Genomic DNA, 929 nt, shown 5'->3' on the forward strand with positions numbered 1-929 from the left:
TGAATCGCCCCGGATATTTTAGACACCCGTTAGGCTCTTAAAGTAACGCCTTTCATAATCAACCGGTGACAAGTTATCACTTGTGCCGTGTCGGCGCTTTGGGTTGTAAAACATTTCAATGTAATTGAACACGTCACGTCTAGCCGCTTCGCGTGTTGAATAAATCTGTCGCTTGATTCGCTCCCGCTTGAGAAGTTGAAAGAAGCTTTCAGCAACGGCGTTGTCATGACAGTTACCACGTCGGCTCATACTGCCTACCAAGCAATTCGCTTTCAGAAAGCTTTGCCAGTCTCCACTGCTAAACTGGCTCCCTTGATCCGAATGCACCATCACCGTTCCTTGTGGCTTGCGTCGCCAGACTGCTGATAACAAAGCATCCAGTGCCAACTCCGTAGTCATGCGAGACTTCATCGACCAGCCAATCACTTGACGGGAAAACAGGTCGATAACTACCGATAGGTAAAGCCAGCCTTCGTAAGTGCGGATGTACGTGATGTCCGTCACCCAAGCAATATTTGGCGCTGTTACTTCAAACTGACGGTCTAAATGGTTAGGGGATACGGCAGCCGGTTTCCCATCGCCATAGCCGCCAGGGCGTCGTCGATAGCCCGTCTGAGAGCGTAAACCTTCCCTATTCATAAGACGCGCCACACGGTGCTTCCCACAAGCTTCGCCAGCTTCACGCAAGTCCTGGTAGACCTTGCGATAGCCATATACACCGCCGCTTTCAAGCCAGGAGTGCTTGATCAATCCCAGCAAGCGCTCATCTTCCCGCGCTCGATTAGAGAGCGCTTTTTTACACCATGCGTAGTAACCGCTGGGGTGCACTGCCATCATCTGACACAAGCGACGTACCGAATATTGGCTCGAATAATTTTGAATAAACGCGTACCTCAGTCGGACTCCCTGGCGAAGTACGCGGTGGCCTT

At 51.2% G+C, this 929-nt stretch carries 1 protein-coding gene; it reads right to left on the reverse strand.

From position 1 onward, the window contains the following. Nucleotides 1–18 precede the first annotated feature (18 nt). Nucleotides 19–929, reverse strand: a 911-nt coding sequence (locus JFC11_RS18855) for an IS3 family transposase (protein ID WP_198350277.1), incomplete at its 5' end; no start/stop codon positions are given.

The sequence above is a fragment of the Vreelandella alkaliphila genome, from assembly GCF_016107625.1.
Classification (GTDB): Bacteria; Pseudomonadota; Gammaproteobacteria; order Pseudomonadales; family Halomonadaceae; genus Vreelandella; species Vreelandella alkaliphila.